This window comes from Shewanella rhizosphaerae (assembly GCF_019457655.1).
In the GTDB taxonomy this organism is placed as follows: Bacteria; Pseudomonadota; Gammaproteobacteria; order Enterobacterales; family Shewanellaceae; genus Shewanella; species Shewanella loihica.
Genome location: NZ_CP080420.1, coordinates 978,773 through 1,001,859 on the forward strand (window position 1 = coordinate 978,773; position 23,087 = coordinate 1,001,859).

Below are 23,087 nucleotides of genomic sequence, written 5' to 3' on the forward strand. Positions count from 1 at the left end.
AATAATTTAATCTTATATAACAGATGGTTATTTTTATCTTCTTTATTTTATTAATGTTTGGTTGCAATAGCTGTGGATACTGGATAAATTGAAATCAGTAGTGCAATAGAGAGACCCTTATTTAATCCAGAGCCGGAGTGGAAAATAAATATCATGTATTATCAAACTGATGACGTTCGCATTAATAAAATTAAAGAGTTGTTACCCCCTGTCGCTATCCTCGAGCGATTTCCGGCAAGCGAAAATGCATCGGCAACAGTGTTTAACGCGCGGCAGAATATTCACAATATCCTGAAAAAAGAAGATGATCGTCTGCTGGTGATCATCGGACCCTGTTCTATCCACGACCCTAAGGCGGCGCTGGAATATGGTGAGAGACTCGCCAAATTGCGCGAGCAATATAAGGATCAACTCGAGGTCGTGATGCGCGTTTATTTCGAGAAACCGCGCACCACAGTGGGCTGGAAGGGCCTGATCAATGACCCTTACATGGACAATAGCTTCAAGCTGAACGATGGCCTGCGCACAGCTCGAAAACTGCTTTTAGATCTCAATGAGTTAGGCGTGCCGACCGCGGGTGAATTTTTGGATATGATCACGCCCCAGTATGTGGCGGATCTCATGTGTTGGGGCGCTATCGGTGCTCGCACCACAGAATCACAGGTACACAGAGAGCTGGCATCTGGCCTCTCTTGCCCCGTCGGTTTTAAGAATGGTACCGATGGCACCATCAAGGTGGCTATCGATGCTATAGGCGCCGCCAGTGCGCCGCACCATTTCCTGTCGGTGACCAAGTATGGTCATTCGGCGATCGTCTCCACCAAGGGCAATCCAGATTGTCACATCATTCTGCGTGGCGGCAAGGAGCCCAACTATAGCGCCGAGCACGTGCAGGCGATCAGCGAGCAGTTGGCTAAGGCTAACCTGCCACAAAATATCATGGTGGATTTTAGCCATGCTAACAGCAGCAAACAGTTTAAGCGCCAGATGCTGGTGGGCGAAGATGTGGCCAGCCAGGTGAGCGCCGGTGAGCGGGCGATTTTCGGTGTGATGGTTGAGAGTCACCTGGTTGAGGGACGTCAGGACTATATCGAAGGGCAGCCGCTGTGTTACGGCCAGAGCATCACTGATGCCTGTATCGGTTGGGAAGATACCGAAACCTTGCTGGCAAATTTGAATCAGTGTGTGCTCGAGCGCCGCAGCTAACGCTATGCCAGCTTTGCCCAAGGTTTTGTTGGTTGCAGAGCTCGTGATAGTCGCTTGATGCGATGTAGACCTGAAATGAAAAAGGAAGCCAATTGGCTTCCTTTTTTGCGTTCTGCTGGCCTGTTTATTTGGCTTGTTGTTTCACCAGATATTCGTTGGCTTTAGCAAGACTGCCAAAAGACGATATTAAATTGTTTTGACCCTTTTGTTGGATTTCTGGGCTGTTCGATTCTGTCATCATCCATACCCAAGTTTGTACCAATGGCAATGGAGGGTATTGCACGTCAGATGATTGTGGCATATCGGCTTCCTTTAAAAATTTGGGGTTATTCCCGCTCTGCTTTTTACTCAGCTTGAACTGCCTTAAGCTGATCTTGAGATTATCAAAATCTCCGGCAAGAGATAACAATAATTACCCCGTTGAAACACTAAACTGATAATTATTCTCTCAAGAATAATGCTTTTTTCTGGTTTTGCCATCATTTAGTCAGTCAAAAGTTGTACCTGTTTGTACGATGGACTGCACCAAAAGTCTGATATTGACCTCCTTATCTAAGGCAAAATGCTAACCCCTTGGCAAAGGCGGATAATTGAGCTAGTGGCGGATGAGCCTACTGAGGTAAGATGGTGTATGTTATGGCTTTTATCTTAAACTCACCTAAATGCCATCGTCCTTATCTTGATGCTAGCTGGAGTTGCCATGCGTCCCACGCTCTATTTTGATGGTCCTATCGATAAACTGAACTGGCATGTCCTGAAATTGCTTTGGCCCTATTTATTGGAGTTTAAGGGACGGGTAGTGCTGGCGCTGGCCTGTCTGGTGGTGGCCAAAATGGCGAGTGTTGGCCTGCCATTCGTGCTCAAGCAACTAGTGGATACCCTGAGTGAGGCATCTAGCGAGCAGATGATCGCCGTGCCCATCGCCCTGGTGCTCGCTTACGGCAGCCTGCGCCTGCTCAATACGGTGATCTCAGAGGTGAGAGACACGCTATTTGGCCGGGTTACCGAGCGGGCGATAAGGCGCCTTGGCTTGTCTGTGTTTGACCATCTGCACCGGCTGGATCTGGCGTTTCATCTTGAGCGGCGTACCGGGGGACTGTCGCGGGATATCGAGCGCGGTACCAGCGGGGTCAGCTTCTTGATGCGCTTCATGGTATTCAACATAGTACCGACCCTGCTCGAGATAGCCCTGGTGGTGGGCATCTTGCTTTATAACTATGGCTGGGCATTTGCGTTAATTACCCTGAGCGCGGTCGTCGCCTACATCCTCTTCTCCATCTTCGCCACCGAATGGCGTACCGGCTTCGTGCGGGAGGCGGCGATGGCCGATTCTCAGTCCAATACCCGTGCCATAGATAGCCTGCTTAACTATGAGACGGTGAAGTACTTTAACAACGAGGCCTATGAGTCTGAGCAGTATGATCATGCCCTCGAGCGCTGGGAAGTGGCCAAGCGTAAGAATCGACTCTCGTTGTTTGCGCTCAATGCCGGTCAGGCGCTGATCATCTCGCTGGCGATGACGCTGATGTTGGCGCTGGCGGCGACTCAGGTGAGCCAGGGCGCCATGACCATAGGTGACTTTGTGCTGATCAACGCCTTCATGATGCAGCTGTTTATGCCGCTGAATTTTTTAGGCTTCGTCTACCGCGAGATCCGCGGCGCCCTGGCCAACATAGAGCGCATGTTTAGCCTGTTAGACAGACAGCCTAAGATTGAGGATGCCCCCGATGCGACATCGCCCCAGATCGCCCAAGGGAGCCTTAAATTTGAGGGCGTGAGTTTTCGTTACGGTGACAGGCCTATCTTGTCCGATGTGAGTTTCGAAATCCCCGCCGGTCACAAGGTGGCGATAGTGGGGGATAGCGGCGCGGGGAAATCTACCATAGTGAAGCTATTGTTTCGCTTCTATGAGACGCAGCAGGGGACTATCACCATAGATGGCCATGATACCATGGCGCTAACTCAACACGCTCTGCGTAGCGCCATCGCCATAGTGCCCCAAGATACCGTGTTGTTTAACGACTCCCTGCTGGAGAATATTCGTTATGGTCTGCCGGGGGCGAGCGATGAGCAGGTGAAAGCGGCGATAGAGCTGGCGCATCTGTCAAATTTCGTCTCTCAACTCAGCGAAGGCTGGCACACTAAGGTGGGTGAGCGCGGGTTAAAACTCTCCGGCGGCGAGAAACAGAGGGTGGCGATCGCCAGGGCGATCCTCAAGGGCTCGCCCCTGTTGGTGTTCGATGAGGCGACCTCTTCGCTGGATAGCCATTCAGAGCAGGCCATTCTTAATGCGCTCAAGGAGATGGCCAAGGGGCATACGAGTCTGGTCATCGCCCACAGGCTGTCGACGGTCGTGGATGCCGACCAGATCTTGGTGCTGAGTCAGGGCAAGATAGTTGAGCGTGGCGATCATCAGAGCCTGTTGGCGGCCGATGGCCTGTATAAGAAATTGTGGACCGTACAAAATCAGCATTAATTGTGTGGGATTAAGTATTCGTTCAGGTTTGATTTGCATAATATTTGTTAATAACAAACCTACGGAGGCGGTCCCATGAAAAACATCCCTATACATGCAAGTATCGAAGGCCAGGCGCGGATCGTAGATACCGATTGGCTAGCCATCATGGCGACCTTAAGAGAGCGGGGATTGGGACAGGAGGAGTTGGTGGTCGTCTATGCTCAGCTGAGCTCCTACCTGAGGGTCACGACACGGGGCTTGACCCTTGCCATGATCCCGCCCTCGACCGTAATCGAAGGCCTTACGCGTGAAGTAAAGCACTACGCGAATGACTATGCGGGGATGATGTAGGGTTTGCCGCCAGACTTGCTGGCAGAAGGACTAGGCTGTTTTTGAGGTGTTGATCGGCTTCCAACCGTCACAGAGGAGGCTGAGCTTGGTATTTTGCGGCTCATAGGGTGTCAGTCTAATGATCTCTCCACCCTTGAAGCAGATAGTCTCGCCTTCGATAACCGTTAATCGGTTGCAGTTTTGACAGCTAACCGACAAAGGTTTACTTTTATTTCCCGCTCCAAAAAACGAATTACTCACCAGTGATTCTCCGTGGCTGCGCTTAACGTCAGCGCGTGCTGCTATTCCATATATCGCTAATGTAATCAAGTTTAGATCATAAAGCTAGCGCTATCTAGACTAATGTCTAATCCTTATTGGGTATTGCCTGAAGTTGCACCATATTGGGTTTTTATCAGGCTACTTGCGCCATCTTGGGGCAGGGAAAGGATAAACAAATTGTCATATTCATCCTCTCTCAATTGAGGTATCTCGGGTCCTCGAAGTGCCTTGATGATCAGTGGCACAGTATTGGAGTGGCCGGCGATGATCACATTGCCCTGCTGCGCCATGACCTTGTCGGCAATGGTCGCAATATGTTTGTCCAAATCCTTGCCTGCGTCGATGACAACTAAAGGAATTCCTCTGGCGGTAATAAGCGGCGTTAAGGTTTCCTGCGTGCGCTTGAATTGTGTGGATATGGCCAGGCTGAGTGGGGTATCGCCCAAGCTTTCAACCAATGCCTGTGCTCGCAACTTGCCCGCGTCATTCAAGCTAGGGTCGCGTCCCTGGTCGGCTTTTTCGGCATGACGCACCAGAATTACCTTCTTGCTGGCGATTGCTGGATTGGCCTGCGCCATCGGTAGGTAAGCTACCAGGGCGAGAAGTCCAAAGCTGATGAGTCGTAACATGGGAACCCTTATTTAATTAACGAATTGGTTAGCATATCGCACTTTGGGTGAATTGCCGATGACAGATTAATTGGGCATTTGCGCTAAAGTTGCTTACAAAATGGACGATAATAATAGCTGAGGGTTAATTTAATTTGGTGAGCGAGGCGATTATGGAGATTCAAAATCACGGCGGAGCCGTATCTGCGGCGGCGCACAACAAGACAGATTCGACGACTAACCATGGTCAACAAGTCTCCGAAGTGGCCAAGAACAAGACGGCTTTGGCGGCCAGTAAGCAGCTGATGAATACGGCGATCTTGGAAGCGCAGCAAGAGGTGAACTTGAGCGCGGGCAATGAGCCCATGCAGCTGTTGTATAAGGCGGCGATTGAGGCGATTAATGAAGAGCTGGCACCAACCATGGGTGAGCACGCCATCGAGAGGGCGGCGGCTCAAGGGGTGGATACCTCACCCGAGGCGACGGCCGAGCGCATCGTCAGCTTTGCGACTCAGTTTTTTGCCATACATCAGGAGCAAAACAGCAGCATGTCCTTCGATGAGCAGCTCAGCTCCTTCATGGACATAATCGGTGGTGCCATTGACCAAGGTTTCGATGAGGCCAAAGATATCCTCTCCGGACTCAAGGTGCTTGAAGGCGATATTGCGGCTGGGGTCGACAAGACCTATGGCTTAGTACAGGAAGGGCTGCAGGCTTTCAGAGACAGTTTCAATCTAGAGACAGAGCAAGAATAAGGCCTTCTGACTCCCATTTGATTTCGATAAACCCCTTAAGATAAGGGGTTTTTTGTTGTCTTGACTCGGATAGAAAATCTATGAATCATGGGAGTATCAGTATCGATTGATGCCAGTAGAGGTGGCGATATGTGGGGAGAGGCAAAGGTTGTAGAGCGGATTGACTGGAGCGATCAGTTATTTACCCTGAAGCTGTCGGCCGATATCGGCGATTTCATTGCCGGACAATTTATTAAGTTGTCGCTGCATATTGACGATAAACGTGTCGCCAGAGCCTATTCACTGGTCAATGCGCCCGATGCGCCGCTGCTGGAGGTGCTGGCGGTCAGTGTCGACGATGGTCTGTTATCGCCTAAGTTGCAGGCCTTAGCCCCGGGAGATAGCATCGATATCTCCACAAAGGCGGCGGGCTTCATGACGCTGGATGAGATCCCAGCCCAGGGCAAGCATATCTGGTTTTTTGCTACGGGAACCGCGGTGGGTCCCTTTATCTCTATGATGAGAACCACCGAGCCCTGGCAGCGTTTTGAGCGGGTGATCTTAGTCTACGGCGTGCGCTATCAAGAGGATCTCGCCTATTATGAAGAGCTTAAGGCGTTCGAGGCCAAATACCCCGGAAAGTTTACCTTAGTCACCTCAGTGACTCGGGAGCCGGTGGAGGGTGCGCTCAGTTGCCGCATCACCCAAGGTGTCGAGAGCGGAGTGATCGAGCAGCAGGTCGGCCTCAAGCTGAGCGCGCAAGATTCACAGGTGATGATCTGTGGCCATCCAGAGATGATCAAAGAGCTCAATACCCTGTTGCTGTCCCGCGGGCTGGCTAAGAACCTTCGCCGGGCGCCAGGGCAGATCACCGTCGAGAAATATTGGTAGAGGAAGTGAGATGCAATTACTCTTTTCGCCGGCGTCACCCTACGCCAGAACCGTGCGGGTCGTTATCGCGCAGTTTGCCATCAGGGGCATCGAGCCGGTCGCCGTCAATCCACTTGAGAATACCGAGCTATTGCTGGATGCCAATCCGCTGGCCAAGATCCCTTGTCTGCTGTTGAACGATGGTGGCACCTTGTATGACAGCGAGGTGATCCTGCGCTACCTGGATCATGAGTATTGCGGTGGCGAGTTGTTTGGACAGCCCGGTGATTCCTGGTACGGCGAGACCCAGTACTCCCTGATTAAGGGCTTGCTCGATAGCGCGGTGGCCTTAAGGCAGGAGCAGATGCGTGACGATGAGGGTTTGCGTAGCCCATTTTGGACGGCCCGGTTTGAACAGGCCTTACTCAGGGGCTTGGCGCAGATAGAGTTGATGGCCATTTCTGGCCACAGCAAGGTGTCCTTGCAGCAGATCTGTCTCGCCTGTTTGTTAGAGTATGTAGATTTTCGTCATCCGGATCTGGATTGGCGTAAGGTCGCCCCGGCGACGGCTAGATGGCTACAGACCTTCTCCAAGGGCGCGGCCATGTTAACCACACGCCCCCACGCCTAGGCTTGGCTGTATCACTAAAGAGCTTGCGCTCAATGATTTGGGTGTAGTGAGGAGCCGTTGGTGCTTTTCTGTTAGTGGCGAGTATCAGTATGGCGCCGTCCCTTAGCCGGTTGACTGCGCCGGTTGGGCTCGCCAAACACACCATATAGTTCACGGGTCACACCGAAGTCGACCCGCCTATCGTCAGTTTGTTCTCTCCTGTCTTCATGATGCAGATATCGGCAGCTACATTCGTCCTCACTGCAGCCGGGAAGTGGTAGTGTCGGTGCGTCTATGGAGAGGAATCGTTTGCCTTTTAATTTCTTCGCGCTGCCACACAGGCCCTCTTCGTTGACGATCTCGACACAGTGATAGGGATGGCTGGTATTGAGGCTGTGCGTCGGCGCATGGGGAACTTCTTCGCTGATCATCCTGGCACTCAGGTTGGTCTGCGGCGCCGCTGCCCTGCGGGCCCGCCTGACCCTAACCCGAGTAAATCTATGTTTAAACAGGAATAAAATAAGAATGACGGCGAGTATCAGCGCGAGAATTTCCAGAAACATATGAGATCCTTTTTGTGGCCGAGTCCTTTGAGTCTAGTCAGCGAGGCTTTTTTGGTCAAAATGAGCGGCCACGCAAATTTTGACGGATCTCACTTGCCGTTTCCTGTCAGATTGATTACTCTTGTCGCAATTGATAATTATTATCATTAACTTTATCGCGGAGTATCTGCATGAGATTCATGAAACGTTTGGCTGTTCTGGGTTTTGCTTGTGTCACTTCAATGGCCAATGCGGCCGACAGCATCACGGTTTATTCCTACCGACAGGCTTTCCTTATCGATCCCATTTTGGCTGACTTTACCAAGGAGACAGGCATCAAGGTCAATCTGGTATTTGCCAAACAGGGCATTGCCGAGCGAATCGCCCGCGAGGGACGCCTGTCGCCTGCGGATCTCGTGCTTACCTCAGATTTCTCCCGTTTGATGGAGCTGGCGGATAAAGGGCTGGTGGCCCCGGTCGACAGCGAGACTTTAGCGCAGAACATTCCTGCGAATCTTCGCTCGCCCAATGGCGATTGGTTTGCCCTGACTAAGCGCGTGAGAAATATCTACTCTTCTAAGGAGCGTCTCGGTTCCTTGGAGATCGATTATGAAGATCTGGCGGATCCTAAATATAAGGGCAAGATCTGTACCCGTAGCGGTAAGCACCCCTACAACATCTCTCTGGTGGCGTCGATGATCGCCCATCATGGTGAGGCAGATACCAAGACCTGGCTGGAAGGCGTTAAGGCAAACCTGGCCCGCAAGCCACAGGGTAACGACAGGGCGCAGGTGAAGGCGGTTAAGGAGGGGCTGTGTGATATCGCCATAGGTAACAGCTACTACCTGGGTAAGATGTTGCAAGATCCTAAGCAGGTACCTTGGGCCGAGGCGGTCAACATCAACTTCCCGAATCAGAAAAATCGCGGTGCTCACATCAACGTCTCAGGTATGGCCCTGACTAAGTATGCTCCAGAGCGCGAGAACGCCATCAAGTTGATGGAATACCTCTCGGGTCAACAGGCGCAGCAGACCTACGCCGAACTCAATATGGAATATCCAGTCAAGGCAGATGTGAAGCCGTCTAAGCTGGTAGCCTCCTGGGGTGACTATAAGGCCGATGAGCTGCCCATCCACAAGCTGGCCGAGTATCACGGCGCAGCGGTGAAGTTGCTCGATCAGGTCAAATTCGATCTCTAGTGCTAGGCGGTCGTTGATCAAAAGATAGCCTTCCTTCGGGAAGGCTATCTCGTTTTTATGCCGCATGGGCCACTATTCAATTAATAATCGTTTGCGTTTAAGCTTAGATTTAAGTTGGTCACAGATAATGGCCTGACTCGTTTTATTGAGATTTTCTATGATTTTAGGCTTTCCCAAATCCTGGTCGACCCTAAGTTATCTGACTGCCATCTGCTTCGCCCTGCCCCTGGGAGCCATCTGCATACAGGCAATGGTGCCAGATGAGGCGGTATTCGGTCACCTGATGCAAACCGTCTTGCCTACCTATATTTTCAACACCTTGGCCTTGATGTTGTTTGTCAGCCTGGGCGCCTTGCTGATTGCCGTGCCCGCCGCCTGGTGCGTGGCCCGCTGTGATTTTCCCGGACGCAATGGGTTTCAGTGGGCGCTGCTGCTGCCATTGGCCATGCCCGCCTATGTGGTGGCCTATGTCTATACGGATCTGCTGGATTATGCCGGGCCGATTCAGACTTGGCTGCGGCAAGTCAATGGCTGGCTGTCGCCCACGGATTATTACTTTCCCGATGTGCGCACCCTGGGCGGTGCGTCTGTGATGCTGGCACTGGTGCTGTTTCCCTATATCTATCTGCTGGCGCGCACCGCCTTCATGGAGCAGTCGCCAAGCCTGCTGCACGCCTCCAGAGTGATGGGGGCAGGGCCCTGGCGCAGTTTCTGGCGCTTGAATTTGCCTATGGCACGGCCCGCCTTGGCGGTGGGGGCGGCGCTGGTGGCGATGGAGACGGCCGCCGATTTCGCGACCGTCAGCTACTTTGCCGTACCTACCTTGACGACGGCGGTCTACGATACCTGGCTGGGATACGGCAGTCTGGCGGCGGCAGCTAAACTCTCAGCCATCATACTGCTGGTGGTCTTCTGTCTGATCGGCGCCGAGCGCTTTGCCCGGCGTAAACAGCAGCTGTTTCAGAAACAGACGCCGATAACCTCCCACGAACGATATGCGCTATCGGGGTTTAAGGCCTGGCTCGCTGCGGGCTATTGCGCTGTGCTGCTGCTGTTGGCCTTCGGCCTGCCTGTTTGGGTCTTGCTGGGGTATGCCTGGGATTACTTTGATGTCAGTTGGAATCAGGCCTTCTGGGAATACAGTCTTTACAGCCTGATCATTGCCTTGGTGGTTAGTCTAGTCACTATGGTGTTTGCCTTGCTCTTGATGTTTGTCCGGCGCTGCAGTCCAAGAAAAATCGATATCCTGCCGTCACGCCTGGCCTCGACGGGCTATGCCCTGCCGGGGACAGTGCTGGCGATAGGCGTTTTGGTGCCTCTGAGCCTTCTTGATTTCGCGGTCAACGATCTCTATGCCTATTTCGACCAGAGTGGGCCTGGGCTTATCTTCAGTGGCACCCTGTTTGTATTAATTTTTGCCTTTGCGATCCGCTTTGCGGCCATCGCCATCGGCAGCATAGAAAACAGCTATAAACAGATCAGTCCCTCGCTGGATATGGCATCGGTCACCATGGGGATGAGACCCAGCGCCATCCTATCGCGGATCCATCTGCCACTGCTTCGCAGCGGCATCTTCGCCGCCATCTTGCTGGTCTTTATCGAGTGTATGAAGGAGCTGCCGGCGGCTTTGCTACTCAGGCCCGTGGGATTCGAGAATCTCGCCACCTATGTCTACCAATTTGTCTCGGATGAACAGCTCGAGCAGGGCGCTCTGGGGGCCATAGTGATCGTTTTGGTGGGGTTAGTCCCGCTTATCTATCTCAATCGCTCCTTGGAGCAAGGTAACTAATATGTCGACGCTTACCATAGAACAGGTTCACAGCGATTATCAGGGGCAGACGATTCTGCGCGGCTTAGATCTTGTGCTGCATCAGGGAGAAATTGCCGCCCTGCTCGGCCCAAGCGGCTGTGGCAAGACCACGCTACTCAAGGCAATTGCCGGGCTGCAGCCTATCTCCCAAGGGCGTATCAGCATCAATGGTCGACTGCTCTCGGGACCCGAGACGTTTGTGCCTAGCGAGCGGCGAGAGGTCGGGATGATTTTCCAAGACTACGCTCTGTTTCCTCACCTGACTGTGGCCGAGAATATCTTGTTCGGGGTGAAAGGCTTGGATAAGTCTGCCAGACAGGCGAGGCTGGGTGAGATGCTGGCGCTGGTGAAGCTAGAGGGCTTAGGGGGCCGTTATCCTCACGAACTCTCGGGGGGTCAGCAGCAGCGGGTGTCGATTGCAAGGGCGCTAGCCTATGAGCCAGAACTTCTGCTGCTCGATGAGCCCTTTTCCAATATCGACGCTAAGGTGCGCGGAGAGATGATGGTGGAGATCCGCGAGATCTTAAAGCTGCGCGGAGTAAGTGCCGTGTTTGTAACCCACAGCAAGGATGAGGCCTTCGTGTTCGCCGATAAGCTGGCGCTCTTCAAGGATGGCGGCATAGCCCAATATGGCAGTGCTGAGAGCCTCTACGCCGAGCCAACGGATAAGTATGTGGCGGAATTCCTCGGTCAGGTGAACTATCTTAGCTGTGAGGTGAAAGATAGCGTCCGGTTACAGACCCTGCTGGGCGAAGTACAAAGCAGTAGTGAATTGGCCAAAGCCGCCGGATATCGCGGCGAGCTTCTGCTGCGTCCGGAGCAGCTGCAGATGGCAGAAGATGAGCAAGGTGAGGGCACTATCGTAGCGCGGCGCTTCCTCGGTAATCTGTGCCACTACAGCATCTTGATTGGCGAGGAGATATTGGCGGTGCGCTCGCCCTTGCACCATTTTAGCCCTGGGCAGAAGGTTGGCCTGTCGGTGACGCCTCATCCGGCGGTGCTCTTCTAAGCTGGCCTATGTAACACTTTTGTGAAGGGCATTTGCGTCTGGCTATGGTTGCCAACTTAAAAAAAAGTTAATCTAGCCGGTAAATGACGTTTCGCTTTAACGGTTTGTGGGTTGTGTAATACTAATTATCGCTAAAGTTTCGGATAATAACGCCGAAATTGAGACTGACGAAAGGTAGGTTTATATATGGATAGTCTGGTTATGCCACGTGAACAGCTGGGTGTGTGTGCCGAAGGAAATTTACATAGCGTGTATCTGATGTTCAACGCCAACGACGGCGTCGAGTCTCAGCTGCGTCCCTGCGTCGCCAATGTCGCTCAGTATATCTATGAATTGGCCGACCAGTATGCCGACAGCGCCTTCAACGGTTTCGTGGCCATAGGTGCTAACTATTGGGATAGTCTGTATTCAGGGCGTCGTCCTTCACAGCTCAAGCCTTTTCCGGCCATGCATGCCGATAATCGTGATGCACCGGCCCATGAGTATGATCTCTTCGTGCATCTGCGCTGTGATCGTTATGACATCTTGCATTTGGTGGCCAACGAGGTGTGCCAGATGTTTGAAGATTTGGTTGAGCTGGTGGATGAGGAGCGCGGATTCCAGTTTATGGATACCCGGGATCTAACCGGATTTGTCGACGGCACAGAGAATCCTAAGGGGCGTCATCGTCAGGATGTGGCCTTGGTGGGCGACGAAGACGAGTATTTCCGTGGTGGCAGCTATATTCATGTGCAGAAGTTTGCCCATAACCTCAGCAAGTGGAACCGACTACCGCAGAAGAAGCAGGAAGATATCATAGGCCGTACCAAGATAGACAATATCGAGTATGCCTCTGAGGATAAGCCGCTTACCAGCCACATCAAGCGGGTTAATCTGAAGGATGCCGACGGCAAGTCGATGGAGATCCTGCGCCAGAGTATGCCTTACGGGTCGATGAAGGAGCAGGGGCTGATGTTTATATCAGTCTGTCGCAACTCGGTACATTTCGAGAAGATGCTGAGCAGCATGGTTCATGGCGACGGCGAGGGGAATCACGATCACCTGATGCACTTTACCCAGGCACTGACAGGCTCGGCATTCTTTGCCCCGTCGCTTGATTTCATGGAGCGAGAGGCAGAGTTCGAGGATTAGAGTTTGAGGATTAAAGCATAGCGGTACTTTTGATGTGAGTACCTCAAAAGTCCATATTGCTGGCTTCTGGCTTGTTGTCACTAACCCAATAAAAACACACCCTAAGGTGTGTTTTTTTGTGCCCGCTTATCGGTGACTTAATGGTCGGGGTCCCAGTAGTTGGTAGGGCGCTTGGCATAGATCTCGTCGATGGAGCGCACCTGCACCTTATTGTGCTCCGGGTACACCACCACATCGTGGGGATCGCGATTGCCCAGCACCAGAAACAGGAAGTCGGCGTCGGATTCGTTTTTCAGGGTATGGGAGATGCCTGAATTTGCAGTAAAACAGATATAGTCGCCCTGCTTAAAGGGGTGAGGCTCGCCGTCGATATACAGGGTAGCTTCTCCCTGCAGCGCGTAGAGGTGTTCCTCTTCCTTGGTGTGATAGTGGGCGACGGAGGAGAGTTTACCGGGTTCCAGTCGTTCCATGGTGACGCCGATCTGCTGACAACCGGCGGCATCGCCGATATGTTTTTGATGGCTGGCGTATCGATCTGAGTGTTGCCAAGATTCCCAGCAAAGGTTGTCGATATTAATTATCTTATTGTTATTCATCTCGGGTCCTTAACCATCGGGTGACAGAGGGGGATGGTTTGGACTCAGTGTATCCTATCAGATATATAGTATTCAATTTGAGCGTGATTAAACCTAGGTAAAACCAAGTCAAAACTTAGATAAAAAAACACCCTTTGCCTAAACAGGCTAAAGGGTGTCTCTCGGGGGATGGCCTAGGCCATCCCTGATAAGCGGACTAATCGGCGTAGTTAAACAGCGACTTGACCGTCTCGAGCGTCTTGTCCACTTCCTGAATGTTGGAAGGGCAGATGAAGATGGTATCGTCACCGGCGATGGTGCCCAGTATGCCCTCAGGCTTACCTATAGAGTCCAGCAGTCTGGCGATCAGCTGGGCCGCGCCTGGGCTGGTTCTGACCACTATCATAGATTGATTATGGTCGACATCCAGCACTAAGTTTTTCAGTGGGCTGCCGGCCGTCGGGACCCCAAGCTCGGCGGGCAGGCAGTAGACCATCTCCTGCTTGGCGTTGCGGGTGCGCACGGCGCCAAACTTGCTCAGCATGCGTGAGACTTTGGATTGGTTAATGTTGTTGAAACCCTCGGACTGCAGGGCGTTGACTATCTCGCTCTGGGAGCCAAAACGCTCCTCTTTCAAGATAGCCTTAAAGGTCTTTACAAGTTCGTCTTGATTTTTATTGGCTTGCATATCGAATTATTCTTATATTCAAAAAACTGGCTTATTTTGAATATTTTTGCGCCATTAGTCAAGCGTTATTCGGATTGTGTGAATAAAAATTCAGGTTTGCGGGGTGGTTGGAGCGCTAAGGGGTCGCAGGCAAGGCCGGGCAGTATATCCTAAATGGCCTGTAAATGGCAGTTGGCTGGGAGAAATTGAAATTATCTGGCCACACGACTAAGGGATAATTGAATTTTTACCGTGATTCCAGTAATGTTGCGCCATCGGTAAATCTAGATCTATATCACATAATATCCAAGAATTAACGGAGATAACTATGAAAGTTGCTGTACTTGGTGCCGCCGGTGGTATTGGCCAGGCTCTTGCCCTACTACTCAAAACTCAACTGCCTGCCGGTTCAAAACTATCCCTTTATGATATCGCGCCAGTCACTCCTGGTGTTGCCGTTGACCTAAGCCACATCCCGACCGCTGTAGAAGTTAAGGGTTTTGCGGGTGAAGATCCAACGCCAGCGCTGGAAGGTGCCGACGTGGTACTGATCTCTGCTGGTGTTGCACGTAAGCCAGGCATGGATCGTTCAGATCTATTCAACATCAACGCGGGTATCGTGAGAAACCTGGTTGAGAAGTGTGCCGCAACTTGCCCTAAGGCGCTGATCGGTATCATCACTAACCCAGTTAACACCACTGTCGCTATCGCTGCAGAAGTACTGAAGGCTGCCGGTGTATATGACAAGAACCGTCTGTTCGGTGTGACTACCCTTGACGTTATCCGTTCTGAAACTTTCGTTGCCGAAGCGAAGGGTCTGAACGTTGCCGACGTTAAAGTGAATGTTATCGGTGGACACAGCGGCGTGACTATTCTGCCACTACTGTCTCAAATCGAAGGCGTAAGCTTCTCTGATGAAGAAGTGGCTGCACTGACGACTCGTATCCAGAACGCGGGCACCGAAGTGGTTGAAGCTAAGGCGGGTGGCGGTAGCGCGACTCTGTCTATGGGTCAGGCAGCATGTCGTTTCGGTCTGTCACTGGTTCGCGGTCTACAGGGCGAAGCTAACGTTGTTGAGTGTGCCTATGTCGATGGTGGCAGCGAGCATGCTGACTTCTTCGCGCAACCTGTACTACTGGGTAAGAACGGCATCGAGCAGGTACTTGCCTATGGTGAGGTTAGCGAGTTCGAAGCCAACGCACGTGATGCTATGCTAGACACGCTTAAAGCCGATATCGCACTGGGTGTCGACTTCGTAAAATAAGGCTAAGTCTCTAAGTTAGTGTGAGTGTTAGTCCTTAAATAAAAAATGGAGCCAATTGGCTCCATTTTTTATGGGTAACTTTTACCTTGATATCGAGGGGCGAAAGACTGATTAGGATCTAATAGTCTGCGACTTAGTGATCGCGCGCCACGGCGATTCTCGCCAGCGATATCAGGGCTTGCTTATAGTCGCTATCGGGAAGCAGATCTAATGCGCGTATCGCCTTCTCAGCTTCTTCCTGAGCGCGTTTCTCTGTGTAGTCCAGGGCACCACACTGCTTAAGGGCATTTAATATGGTATCGATATGCTCAGTGCCGTCGCCTTTCTCGATCGCATCGCGAATCAATTGACGCTCCAGCTCGTTGCCGTTGGCGATGGCGTAAATTAATGGCAGGGTAGGCTTACCCTCGGCTAAGTCGTCGCCTATGTTCTTACCTAGGGCCTCGGTGTCGGCCGTATAGTCCAGTAGATCGTCGGTGAGCTGGAAGGCGGTGCCCAGATACTTACCATAGTCGGCCAGTGCAGTTTGCACTTCTATGCTGCTATCGGCCAGCACACCTGCCAGACGGGTCGCGGCTTCAAATAGTTTCGCCGTTTTGCAGTAGATCACCCGCATGTAGCTCTCTTCGCTGGTGTCTGGGTCGTTACAGTTCATCAGCTGCAATACTTCGCCTTCTGCCAGTACGTTGGTGGCATCGGCGAGCACTTCAAGCACCTCCATGCTCTTCAGCTCTGTCATCATCTGGAAAGAGCGGGTATAGAGGAAGTCACCGACCAATACGCTGGCGCTGTTACCGAACAGGGCGTTGGCGGTTTCCCGGCCGCGTCTAAGCATAGACTCATCGACCACGTCGTCGTGTAGCAGAGAAGCGGTATGGATAAACTCAACGATTGCCGCCAGTTTAAGATGCGCTTTACCTTCATAGGCGATGGCGCGGGCGGCCAAGATAGAGAGCAGCGGACGCATACGTTTGCCGCCGCCATTGATGATGTAGAATCCGAGTTGATTAATAAGGGCGACATCCGATTCCAACTGCTTATAGATAAGTTGGTCGACGGCTTTCATATCAGCGTCTGCCAGCTGACGAATGGCATTCAAATCCATATAATGGCTCTACTTTTAGGGTTGCGAGGTAATTCAGACAGCCCAAATTAAGGCGAAAATGTTATAATTATTAGATTCTACCTAAAAATGCCTCGCCTGACAGTAGCAGAAGAGTATTGTGCGAGTAATTCCGATCTTTTTTTGATCAAAGTGAATTAGGACTTGTCAGCCAGGCGAACTTAGCGTAAACTCCGCGACCATTGTCATTAAAGCTTTTATAGCACCCAGCCAAACAAAAAGGGTCTGCGTGCTAGAAATATCGGAGTAAAATAGCTATGTACGCTGTTTTTCAAAGTGGTGGTAAGCAACACCGTGTTGCTGAAGGCCATACTGTACGTCTAGAAAAATTAGAAGTTGCTACAGGCGAAACTATCGAATTCGACCAAGTTCTTTTGGTTGCAGATGGTGAAACTGTACACGTTGGTGCACCTTTAGTTGAAGGTGGTAAGGTTGTAGCTGAAGTGATCAGCCATGGCCGTGGCGAGAAGGTAACTATCGTTAAGTTCCGTCGTCGTAAGCACCACGACAAGAAGATGGGCCACCGTCAGTGGTTCACCGAAGTTAAAATTACAGCTATCAACGCTTAATAAGGGGTCTAACTAATGGCACATAAAAAAGCTGGCGGTTCTACTCGTAACGGCCGCGATTCAGAAAGCAAACGTCTTGGTGTTAAGCGTTTCGGTGGTGAATCAGTTCTAGCTGGTAACATCATCGTTCGTCAACGTGGTACTAAGTTCCACGCAGGTGTTAACGTAGGTATCGGTCGTGACCATACCCTATTTGCACTAACTGACGGTAAAGTTAAGTTCGAAGTTAAAGGTCCTAAGAACCGCAAGTTCATTAGCATCGAAGCTTAATACTTAGCTACCCAAGCTAGTTTCTAAAGCCCTGCCTCTGGTGGGGCTTTATTGTTTATGAAGAATCATTACTGGTGAAAGAGCCTGTATATCGCTCCAGCACCAGTCCAATATTGTCTCTGCCGCTTGTGTGCTGGGGCAGTTGCATCATTGTTTTTTGGCGGTAAGTTTCGATAGGCAGTATAATCGGTCTATTGTTTGGCGCCTGGAGTTGGTATGAAGTTTGTCGATGAAGCCGTGATCAGAGTCGAAGCTGGTGATGGCGGTAGTGGTTGCGTTAGTTTTCGACGCGAGAAGTATGTGCCCGATGGCGGCCCAGATGGCGGTGACGGTGGTGACGGCGGCAGTGTTTATCTGCAGGCCGATGAAAACCTCAACACCCTGATCGATTACCGTTTCGAGCGTTTCCATTTTGCCGAGCGTGGCGAGAATGGTCGCGGCCGCGACTGTACCGGTCACGGTGGTAAAGATCTTATTCTTAAGGTGCCAGTCGGGACCCGTGCCGTCGACGAAGAGACCCAGGAAGCCCTTGGGGATCTCAAGACCCATGGTCAGAAGCTGTTGGTGGCTAAAGGTGGCTTCCACGGTCTGGGTAACACCCGCTTTAAGAGCAGCACCAACCGCGCACCGCGGCAGAAGACCCTGGGTACTCCCGGTGAAGTGCGCAGCCTAAGACTCGAGCTGATGCTGTTGGCGGATGTGGGTCTGCTGGGTATGCCTAATGCCGGTAAGTCGACCTTTATTCGCTCAGTGTCTCGTGCCAAGCCCAAGGTTGCCGATTATCCATTTACCACTCTGGTGCCTAACCTAGGGGTTGTTACCCCAAGACATGGTCAGAGCTTTGTGATCGCCGATATTCCCGGTCTGATCGAAGGCGCCGCCGAAGGGGCTGGCCTGGGTATTCGCTTCCTTAAGCACCTCGAGCGTTGCCGCGTGCTGCTGCACATCCTGGATATCGAGCCTATCGATGGCAGCGATCCCGTCGACAGCGCCCGCGCCATCGTGGGTGAGCTAGAGAAGCACTCGCCGCTGCTGGCCAGCAAGCCACGTTGGTTGGTGTTCAACAAGACTGACCTGCTGCTCGAAGAGGAGCTGCAAGAGCGCGTCGATCGCATCGTCAAAGAGCTGGATTGGCAGGGCGATGTCTACTGTATTTCGGCCTACAACCGCGAAGGCACCCAGGAACTGGCGCTTAAGCTGATGGACTTTATCGATGCTCTGCCACCAGAGGTCGAGGAAGATCCCGATGCCGAGGTCGAGTTCAAGTGGGACAACTATCATCAGAAGACCCAGGAAGTGGTCAACGAAGACTATGATGATGATTTCGATGACGACTTCGATGATGATGACTATGATGTCGAAATCATCTATCAAAGGTAAGTTTATTAAGTTACCCCTTTCATTCTGAGAGAATTGTGTACGCCGATACTCAAAATGATATTACCCGGCAGGTTGTCCGGGTTGCTCAACTCTTACTGGCCTATGGTGCTGAGTCCGACCTCGTCGAAGAGATCAGCCAGCGCCTGGGTCAGGCATTAGGTCTCGCCAGTGTCGAGATCTCCATCTCCTCTAACTCCTTGGTACTGACCAGCCTGGTGCACGGTCGTTGTATCACTACTACCCGGCGCATACGCGAGCATGGCATCAATATGACCATCATCTGCGAGCTGCAGCGCATCTGTCTGTTGACCGAGAAGGGGATTTACGGCCTCAACGAGGTGCGTAAACGTGTCTCGCGGATCCAGCCAAAGAGCTATCCTAGGCGTTATCTGGTACCCATGATCGGCCTCTCCTGTGGCAGTTTCTGCCACCTGTTTGGAGGCGATACCATGGCGGTGTTGATCACCATACTGGCGGCATCAGTGGGCATGTCGGTGCGTCTGGCCATCGCCAAACATCATTTCAACCTGTTGGTGAACTTTGCGGTGACCGCCTTTATCACCACTTTGGTGGCGCAGATGGGCTATCACCTGCAACTGACCGATACCCCTAAGTTGCCGATGGCCGCCAGCGTGCTGATGTTGGTGCCGGGCTTTCCCATGATAAACGCCATCTCGGATATGGTGAAGGGGCACCTTAACGTGGGGATCTCCCGCTGGGGCCACGCCACCCTGTTGACCGTCTCATCCGTCATAGGGATCACCATCGCCATGCAACTGGGAGGACTCTTCCTATGATGGAGCTGCTGCTCAAGCTGCTAAACGATGCGGCCTTCTCGGCTGTTCCTGCGGTGGGTTTCGCCATGGTGTTCAATGTGCCCAAACGCTTCCTGCCATACTGCGCCCTGGCTGGCGCCCTGGGTCACAGCCTGCGCACCTTGCTGCTGCATTTCGGTATGCCGATAGAGTGGTGTACCTTCGCCGCGGCGGCCTTGGTCGGGGTGTTAACCATAGGCTTTGCTAAGAAACATCTGGCACCGCCGCTGATGTACGCCGTGGCGGCGATCATTCCCATGATCCCGGGAACCTATGCCTACAACACAGTGATCGCTCTGGTGCAGCTGTCTGCCCAGTCTGAGGTGAGCCCAGAGCTGACCGCCGAGGTGATCAGCAATGGCTTGAAGACCATCTTCATCTTAGGGGCGTTATCTGTCGGACTCGCCATGCCCAGTCTGCTCTATTTTCGTACCCGCCCAGTGATCTAATTCTAAACCCTACAGACGGCACAAGACCGTTGGAGAGCCCATGAAAATAGCTATGATTGCCGCGATGGCAAATAACCGGGTTATCGGCAAAGATAATCAGATGCCCTGGCACCTGCCAGAAGACCTGCGCCACTTTAAACAGATAACCCTAGGCAAGCCTGTGGTCATGGGCCGTAAGACCTTCGAATCCATCGGCAGACCCTTGCCTGGACGCCACAACCTGGTGGTGAGCCGACAAGAAGATCTGGTTATCGAGGGCGTGACCTGCGTGACCTCATTCGAACAGGCCAAGGAATTGGTGCAGGGCTGTGAGGAGTTGGTGGTGATAGGCGGTGGTCAGCTTTATGCAGAGCTACTGCCTCAGGCGGATCGCCTGTATCTGACCGAGATCAATCTCGATGTCGAGGGCGATACCCATTTCCCGGAGTGGGATGATGGCAGTTGGCAGCTGCTCGACAGTGAATCTCACATAAATGATAAAGGTTTGGAATATCGCTTTATCAATTTGGCAAAAAAATGTTAACTTATGGTGTTACCCCGAGTTGTCTTTAGGCCGTCACTTTAGTGATAGCTTACTGAAAAAAATAATAAATATTATAGGAGTACCCGATGCGTTTTTTACCGACTACGTTAGCTGTGGTGATTGCAGCCTCTGTTTATACCGTTCCAGCGCCAGTTCAAGCCAACGATCAACTCGTTGCCAACATCTGTAACTATGTTCAGGCCGATGATAAAAACCGTTTACGTAAGAAATTGAAAGAAGCACGCGTTAAGCTACGCAACGTGTATGAAGGGGTGACCTGTGATGGCAACAGCCTGCTGCGTTTCGCCATGATTAGTGGTGCCAACGACGTGGGTGAGTTCATGAGCAAGCGCCTCTCTACCGAAGAGTTGAGCGTCAAGGAAGCCGATGGTCTAACTGTCGTCGAGTGGGCCGAGGGTAACGGCCACGGCGGTAGCCCTATTACCGCGGCAATCAAGGAACGCCTCGCAGGTAACTAATCTGCCAAAACGCTTCGAGTAAGCATTAAAAAACCGGACCCTAGAGTCCGGTTTTTTTGTACCTGTTTAAAGACATAATAATGTCTTTAGCTTTTACACCTTAAACTCGCCCACAGAGGCCTGGAGCTCTTCGGCAAGCTGGGCCACCTGATGGCTAGATTGTGCCGTTTGGTCGGCACCTGTGGCCGTCTCTTCGGAGATCGCGGCGATATGTTCTAGCTTCTCAGACACCTGTTGGCTCACCAGGTTCTGCTCCTGGGCCGCATTGGCAATATGAGTGCCAGAGTCATGGGCATAGTGCACCGCGTTGCTGATGCTCTCCAGGGCGACGTTGGCCTGCTCTGTCTTCTCGACGCAGCTATTGGCCTGCTGACGGCCCAGCTCCATTACGGAAACGGCTTCCTGGGTGCCCTGTTGCAGCACCTGAATCATCTGCTGGATCTCTTGGGTCGAGTCCTGGGTGCGCGATGCGAGGCTGCGAACCTCATCAGCCACCACGGCAAAGCCTCGGCCCTGCTCACCTGCCCTGGCGGCCTCGATGGCGGCGTTCAGCGCCAGCAGGTTGGTCTGCTCGGCGATGCCACGGATAACGTCCAGAATCGAGCCGATGGAGGCGCTGTCTGAGTGAACCTTGTTGATCACCTGACTCGCCTTGGCGACTTCGTCGGCCAGCGCCAGTATGGTGCGCTTATTCTCATCGGCGATGGCACGCATATGCTGCGCCTCTTCATCGGCCTGTCTGATCTGATTCAGGGCCTCGTCGGCACTTGTGCTCACCTGCATGGCGCTTGAGCTGAGCTGGGTCGTGGCGGTTGCCACCTGATCGACCTGGTTCTTCTGCTCCTGGATGCCTGCGGTAGTCTGCGCCGTGATGGCCGAAGTTTCTTCGGCGGCGGCTGCCAGTTGGTTTGAGCGGTCCAGGATCCCTTGGATCAGGGTGCGCAGGCTGTCTACCAGCCGGTTACAGTTGCGCGACAGCTCGGCAAATTCGTCATGACCGCTGTCATCCAGCTTATGGGTCAGGTTACCCGAGGCCAGAATATTGAGGGCGTTGTTGACCTTATCGAGTGAGTTCTTGAGTGGGCGGATCACCGCGATACTCACCAGCACCGCCACGACGATGGCGATCAGGACCAGTGCCAGGGTCTTATAGCTGGCGCTGTCGATCTCGTCGATCGCCTTGACGCTAACGGCCTGAGAGGTGGACTCGATTGCCTTGTTCAGGCTGCCCATGCTCTGGTTAACGGCGGTGGCATTGGACTCGACAGTATTAAGCAGTTGACTGGCCTGCAGGTTGAAATCCAGCTGCTGACCCTTGCGCTTAAGAATCGAGTCTGGGCCGTTGAGCATGGTGAACACCTTGCTCGCCTCTGTGTTGATGTTGTCTAGCATCTCTTGGTCGATGACGCCTTCCCAGTGACGGCTCACATATTCCAGCTTGTTCTGCGCTTCGCTGATGATGTAGTCCAGCTCCTTGAGTATGGTCTCGTACTTGGACTTCTCCTTGGCATTGACCAGGTCATAGCTGCTGGTGATCAGGTTGCTGAAGCTGTTGTCAATGTTGCTGGCGGTGGCGGCAATTTCACGTTCTGTGGGATCTTGACTGGTCTCCAGATCGATAAGGTCCAGCAGCAGTGATGCGGTATCATCGGCGGCGCCTTCGAGACTTTCCAGGTTGTCGACCAAAGATTCCTGAGTCTGCAGTGACTGCTCTCTGGCTTGCATCATCTTAAGGCTGTTGTCGTTGAACGACTGGTAGTTGGCCCTGAGTGACTTGATCTGGCCGCCAAGATTATCCTCGTGGCCTTGAATGATGCGATTGAGTTGATCCAGCTCTGTGATAAAGCCTTTGCTGAGGCTGGTGAATTGGCTGCGAACCTGAGGCAGCTCTTTGGATTGCTTGCTATGGAAGGCCACCAGTAGCTGCTTTTCCTGCAGTGCAAGATTCTGTGTCAGGCCATTGCTGCTCTTTAGGGCGGGAAGGCTCAGGTCTTGCAAAACGAGGGTGCTGCTCTTGATGTTGTCGTTGGTGACCAGGGACGCCACACCTAAGACGATAAGCAGTAAGGTGACGACACTAAATCCACCGATGACTCGAGTGGCGACATTCAATTTCATAGGGCACTCCGGTTTTTGTTGTTATATCCCTAATTACATAACATATTCTCAGGGCAGGGCGGTGAT

General features: G+C 52.4%; 26 protein-coding genes. 18 read left to right on the forward strand and 8 right to left on the reverse strand.

What is annotated here, in order from left to right; all coding sequences use genetic code 11:
• Positions 1-153 precede the first annotated feature (153 nt).
• Complete coding sequence (aroG, locus tag K0I63_RS04400; protein ID WP_220073222.1) at positions 154-1,206, forward strand: 3-deoxy-7-phosphoheptulonate synthase AroG; 1,053 nt, start codon at positions 154-156, stop codon at positions 1,204-1,206.
• 124 nt (positions 1,207-1,330) lie between these two features.
• Here aroG and K0I63_RS04405 read toward each other — a convergent pair whose 3' ends face one another.
• Positions 1,331-1,615, reverse strand: a complete 285-nt coding sequence (locus tag K0I63_RS04405; RefSeq protein WP_041406420.1) for a hypothetical protein — start codon at positions 1,613-1,615, stop codon at positions 1,331-1,333.
• Between the two features lie 291 nt (positions 1,616-1,906).
• Here K0I63_RS04405 and K0I63_RS04410 point away from each other — a divergent pair, with 291 nt between their 5' ends.
• Together K0I63_RS04410 and K0I63_RS04415 are read left to right on the forward strand one after the other, a co-directional pair.
• Entirely contained in the window at positions 1,907-3,682 is a 1,776-nt protein-coding gene (locus K0I63_RS04410) for an ABCB family ABC transporter ATP-binding protein/permease (protein WP_220082672.1), read from the forward strand.
• A 75-nt stretch (positions 3,683-3,757) separates the two neighbouring features.
• Positions 3,758-4,015 carry a hypothetical protein gene (locus K0I63_RS04415; RefSeq protein WP_144200806.1) on the forward strand — a complete coding sequence of 86 codons (258 nt, stop codon included), beginning with the start codon at positions 3,758-3,760 and terminating at the stop codon, positions 4,013-4,015.
• Between the two features lie 30 nt (positions 4,016-4,045).
• Here the strand turns inward: K0I63_RS04415 and K0I63_RS19950 are convergent, their stop codons facing one another.
• Complete coding sequence (locus K0I63_RS19950; protein WP_144200808.1) at positions 4,046-4,255, reverse strand: hypothetical protein; 210 nt, start codon at positions 4,253-4,255, stop codon at positions 4,046-4,048.
• Between the two features lie 113 nt (positions 4,256-4,368).
• Complete coding sequence (locus tag K0I63_RS04420; protein ID WP_220082673.1) at positions 4,369-4,905, reverse strand: phosphoglycerate mutase family protein; 537 nt, start codon at positions 4,903-4,905, stop codon at positions 4,369-4,371.
• 152 nt (positions 4,906-5,057) lie between these two features.
• Here K0I63_RS04420 and K0I63_RS04425 point away from each other — a divergent pair, with 152 nt between their 5' ends.
• The 3 genes from K0I63_RS04425 to K0I63_RS04435 all read left to right on the forward strand — a co-directional run bounded on the left by K0I63_RS04425 (position 5,058) and on the right by K0I63_RS04435 (position 7,119).
• Positions 5,058-5,639 carry a DUF5610 domain-containing protein gene (locus K0I63_RS04425; RefSeq protein WP_220082674.1) on the forward strand — a complete coding sequence of 194 codons (582 nt, stop codon included), beginning with the start codon at positions 5,058-5,060 and terminating at the stop codon, positions 5,637-5,639.
• A gap of 129 nt (positions 5,640-5,768) precedes the next feature.
• Positions 5,769-6,509, forward strand: a complete 741-nt coding sequence (locus K0I63_RS04430; RefSeq protein ID WP_220082675.1) for a ferredoxin--NADP reductase — start codon at positions 5,769-5,771, stop codon at positions 6,507-6,509.
• A 10-nt stretch (positions 6,510-6,519) separates the two neighbouring features.
• A complete protein-coding gene (locus tag K0I63_RS04435; RefSeq protein ID WP_220082676.1) occupies positions 6,520-7,119 on the forward strand; it encodes a glutathione S-transferase N-terminal domain-containing protein in 600 nt (199 codons plus the stop codon).
• A gap of 71 nt (positions 7,120-7,190) precedes the next feature.
• Here the strand turns inward: K0I63_RS04435 and K0I63_RS04440 are convergent, their stop codons facing one another.
• Positions 7,191-7,661 (reverse strand): hypothetical protein, encoded by a 471-nt coding sequence (locus K0I63_RS04440; RefSeq protein WP_220082677.1) that lies wholly within the window; start codon positions 7,659-7,661, stop codon positions 7,191-7,193.
• Between the two features lie 170 nt (positions 7,662-7,831).
• Here K0I63_RS04440 and K0I63_RS04445 point away from each other — a divergent pair, with 170 nt between their 5' ends.
• From K0I63_RS04445 to K0I63_RS04460, 4 genes are all read left to right on the forward strand, one after another.
• On the forward strand, positions 7,832-8,839 hold the full coding sequence (locus K0I63_RS04445; protein ID WP_220082678.1) for a Fe(3+) ABC transporter substrate-binding protein: 1,008 nt from the start codon (positions 7,832-7,834) through the stop codon (positions 8,837-8,839).
• 157 nt (positions 8,840-8,996) lie between these two features.
• Positions 8,997-10,628 (forward strand): ABC transporter permease, encoded by a 1,632-nt coding sequence (locus K0I63_RS04450; RefSeq protein ID WP_220082679.1) that lies wholly within the window; start codon positions 8,997-8,999, stop codon positions 10,626-10,628.
• 1 nt (position 10,629) lies between these two features.
• Positions 10,630-11,658 carry an ABC transporter ATP-binding protein gene (locus K0I63_RS04455; protein ID WP_220082680.1) on the forward strand — a complete coding sequence of 343 codons (1,029 nt, stop codon included), beginning with the start codon at positions 10,630-10,632 and terminating at the stop codon, positions 11,656-11,658.
• 186 nt (positions 11,659-11,844) lie between these two features.
• The gene (locus K0I63_RS04460) at positions 11,845-12,789 is read left to right on the forward strand and encodes a Dyp-type peroxidase (RefSeq protein ID WP_220082681.1); all 945 of its coding nucleotides are present in this window, start codon (positions 11,845-11,847) and stop codon (positions 12,787-12,789) included.
• Positions 12,790-12,926: 137 nt separating this feature from the next.
• Here K0I63_RS04460 and K0I63_RS04465 read toward each other — a convergent pair whose 3' ends face one another.
• Both K0I63_RS04465 and argR read right to left on the reverse strand, forming a co-directional pair.
• Positions 12,927-13,385: a cupin domain-containing protein gene (locus K0I63_RS04465; protein ID WP_220082682.1), complete on the reverse strand. Its 459-nt coding sequence runs from the start codon at positions 13,383-13,385 to the stop codon at positions 12,927-12,929.
• Positions 13,386-13,581: 196 nt separating this feature from the next.
• On the reverse strand, positions 13,582-14,052 hold the full coding sequence (gene argR, locus K0I63_RS04470; RefSeq protein WP_011864672.1) for a transcriptional regulator ArgR: 471 nt from the start codon (positions 14,050-14,052) through the stop codon (positions 13,582-13,584).
• Between the two features lie 307 nt (positions 14,053-14,359).
• On the opposite strand from argR, the gene mdh reads away from it, so the two are divergent.
• Positions 14,360-15,295 (forward strand): malate dehydrogenase, encoded by a 936-nt coding sequence (gene mdh, locus K0I63_RS04475; RefSeq protein WP_220082683.1) that lies wholly within the window; start codon positions 14,360-14,362, stop codon positions 15,293-15,295.
• A 133-nt stretch (positions 15,296-15,428) separates the two neighbouring features.
• Here the strand turns inward: mdh and ispB are convergent, their stop codons facing one another.
• Complete coding sequence (gene ispB, locus K0I63_RS04480) at positions 15,429-16,400, reverse strand: octaprenyl diphosphate synthase (protein WP_220082684.1); 972 nt, start codon at positions 16,398-16,400, stop codon at positions 15,429-15,431.
• Positions 16,401-16,675: 275 nt separating this feature from the next.
• On the opposite strand from ispB, the gene rplU reads away from it, so the two are divergent.
• From rplU to K0I63_RS04515, 7 genes are all read left to right on the forward strand, one after another.
• A complete protein-coding gene (gene rplU, locus K0I63_RS04485; protein ID WP_011864675.1) occupies positions 16,676-16,987 on the forward strand; it encodes a 50S ribosomal protein L21 in 312 nt (103 codons plus the stop codon).
• Between the two features lie 15 nt (positions 16,988-17,002).
• On the forward strand, positions 17,003-17,257 hold the full coding sequence (gene rpmA / locus K0I63_RS04490; protein ID WP_011864676.1) for a 50S ribosomal protein L27: 255 nt from the start codon (positions 17,003-17,005) through the stop codon (positions 17,255-17,257).
• 216 nt (positions 17,258-17,473) lie between these two features.
• Entirely contained in the window at positions 17,474-18,637 is a 1,164-nt protein-coding gene (gene cgtA, locus K0I63_RS04495) for an Obg family GTPase CgtA (RefSeq protein ID WP_011864677.1), read from the forward strand.
• Between the two features lie 35 nt (positions 18,638-18,672).
• The gene (locus tag K0I63_RS04500) at positions 18,673-19,434 is read left to right on the forward strand and encodes a threonine/serine exporter family protein (protein WP_144200831.1); all 762 of its coding nucleotides are present in this window, start codon (positions 18,673-18,675) and stop codon (positions 19,432-19,434) included.
• Positions 19,431-19,901 (forward strand): threonine/serine exporter family protein, encoded by a 471-nt coding sequence (locus K0I63_RS04505; protein ID WP_011864679.1) that lies wholly within the window; start codon positions 19,431-19,433, stop codon positions 19,899-19,901. Before K0I63_RS04500 ends, K0I63_RS04505 begins: the two co-directional genes overlap by 4 nt.
• A 40-nt stretch (positions 19,902-19,941) precedes the next feature.
• Positions 19,942-20,424 carry a type 3 dihydrofolate reductase gene (gene folA, locus K0I63_RS04510; protein WP_220082685.1) on the forward strand — a complete coding sequence of 161 codons (483 nt, stop codon included), beginning with the start codon at positions 19,942-19,944 and terminating at the stop codon, positions 20,422-20,424.
• Between the two features lie 86 nt (positions 20,425-20,510).
• Positions 20,511-20,903 carry a DUF3718 domain-containing protein gene (locus tag K0I63_RS04515; protein WP_011864681.1) on the forward strand — a complete coding sequence of 131 codons (393 nt, stop codon included), beginning with the start codon at positions 20,511-20,513 and terminating at the stop codon, positions 20,901-20,903.
• A 93-nt stretch (positions 20,904-20,996) separates the two neighbouring features.
• Here the strand turns inward: K0I63_RS04515 and K0I63_RS04520 are convergent, their stop codons facing one another.
• The gene (locus K0I63_RS04520) at positions 20,997-23,021 is read right to left on the reverse strand and encodes a methyl-accepting chemotaxis protein (protein WP_220073234.1); all 2,025 of its coding nucleotides are present in this window, start codon (positions 23,019-23,021) and stop codon (positions 20,997-20,999) included.
• Between the last annotated feature and the right edge of the window lie 66 nt (positions 23,022-23,087).